1 protein-coding gene and 2 pseudogenes are annotated in these 1,777 nt (G+C 53.3%); all 3 read right to left on the reverse strand.

Features of this window, described 5'->3' with window-relative positions; translation table 11 throughout:
• Positions 1-763 (reverse strand): annotated as a pseudogene (locus tag H7F11_RS16905) (hypothetical protein); the annotation flags it as partial.
• Positions 714-992 (reverse strand): type II toxin-antitoxin system Phd/YefM family antitoxin, encoded by a 279-nt coding sequence (locus H7F11_RS16545; RefSeq protein ID WP_193651917.1) that lies wholly within the window; start codon positions 990-992, stop codon positions 714-716. The gene H7F11_RS16545 and the pseudogene H7F11_RS16905, both read right to left, overlap by 50 nt.
• A 171-nt stretch (positions 993-1,163) precedes the next feature.
• Positions 1,164-1,760: pseudogene (locus tag H7F11_RS16550) on the reverse strand (transposase); the annotation flags it as partial.
• Between the last annotated feature and the right edge of the window lie 17 nt (positions 1,761-1,777).

The following is a 1,777-nucleotide window of genomic DNA, read 5'->3' on the forward strand; positions in this document are numbered from 1 at the left end:
GTTCGGCCTTCTGCAAATATTTGCCAACCGCTCCCTTAGAAAGACGGCAGGCCTGCGCAATTTGCCGCTGGCTGAGGCCTGCAGCATGTAAACGGATTACTTCTTGAATTGCCTTCATGGTCATCCTCGGTGTGGGCATCCTTGATCTCCTGTAAAAAGAGCCAAGGATGCTGTTTAAGCCAATGAATGACCAGAATGTTTTCTTTTCGCCAAGGGGAAACCTGGACACCGTTCCAGTATCGTGGGCAGTGATTCCGCCATCGTGGGCACCGATTCCGGAAAATCCACAAAAGTGCCCACGATCAATCGTAATGGGTGCCCACGATGCCCCGGAATACGCAACCTGAGCATGTAAAGCGGGCAGGTCATCAGCCTCGGTAAAAATATCCATACCAACAGCGCGGGCTATGAAGCCACCTTCTGGAGCTTCTTCAACGATAAAGTGGAGTTCGGACATGGGCATCCTCCTCATATCCGGCCGGGTGAAACAGGCCCAGGGGCCGGAGGGGTCCAGACAAAAGGTTTTTAAGTGCTTCTCCTCTATGTCAGATGGCCAGTATTTGAGCGTTGCCGACCTTACCGTACCCTCTGATTTTGCGGTCAGCCGTGACCAGACGCAGACCTCAATGGCAGCCAGTACGGCAGATGGTAATTGCTCCTTGGTGCCTTCTGCGTACCAGACCCAGGCGTGCATATCAAGCGTAAAGCATCGCTCATTTTTTGCCGCCGCCGGGTCGCAAGCCGGAGTAGAGATCATCTCCATCGCCATTTTCCGCTGACCACAGCTCGTCCAGCGGGGCGAGGATATCTCCATGGATCGTGACGGTGCCCTTCATATAACCAAACATGCTTTTTGGCGTTTCATCGACGATAGGAACCAATTTGACCAAGGGTTTGCCGCGCTTGCCGATGACCAAAGGCTCATGCGTTGTAGCGACTTCGTCAATCAGTTTCAAAAAGCTGGCTTTGAATTCTGAGACGTTAATATTCATGACCCTTTCCACAAGACCACTACAGGCAGTCATCTTAGACCGCTAGCAGCCCGTCGGTTTTAACTTCGGACTACTGCCAGATTTCGCCCCGAATTTTTTGAAATCGCTCATTTTGAGTCTTTTTCGGTCATTATTGCCCTGTTTTTTGCGGTTTATCTGCATTTTCCTGCCCTACAGACGCAATACGGCCATGCGTTTTATGTTCCACGCCAGGCAGACCAGACTCCATTCTCCTTGAACCTGACGCAGGCCGCGCAAGGAGAACTGCCGGAATCCTATCACCGATTTGATAATCCCGAAGACCGGTTCTACCGTTTGTTTGCGCAGACGGTAAACGCTTCGGCCTGCCTGCGTTTTCAGACGATGTATCATCGCCTGCATGCGGGTTGCATTTTCAGGGAGGTCTTCCGGTTCTGTATGCCGTTGCCGCCAGTCGGGATGGTGTTCTTCTCGGGCCACGGCAATGAATGGGGTAATCCCCAGCGCTTCGCAGGCCTCCACATTCTTTTCGCTGCAGTAACCCGTATCGGACACCAGCGCTTCTATGGGCCCCAGTTGCGCTGTTTGTGCCTGGAGGGTTTCCAACATGGGGATGACCTGTTCCTTGTCATTGGGGGCCTGGCTGACTCCGGTGGCTACCACCAGCATTGTCTGGTCATCCACGGCGGCTTGGGCATTATAGGTTTGTTCAAAGCCACCGCCTGAGACSATGCGGGATTCTTCATCGGTGAGATTGATCTGGTCCTGCGCTTTAGGCGCCGGGTCCGGTGCCTAAAGCGCAGGAC

Origin of the sequence: Acidithiobacillus sp. HP-2 (genome assembly GCF_015100155.1) — a bacterium.
GTDB lineage: Bacteria > Pseudomonadota > Gammaproteobacteria > Acidithiobacillales > Acidithiobacillaceae > Acidithiobacillus.

What these genes read in the sequence shown, in the direction of transcription:
- H7F11_RS16545 (WP_193651917.1), bottom strand. Translation starts at nt 992, where the DNA reads ATGAATATTAACGTCTCAGAATTCAAAGCCAGCTTTTTGAAACTGATT.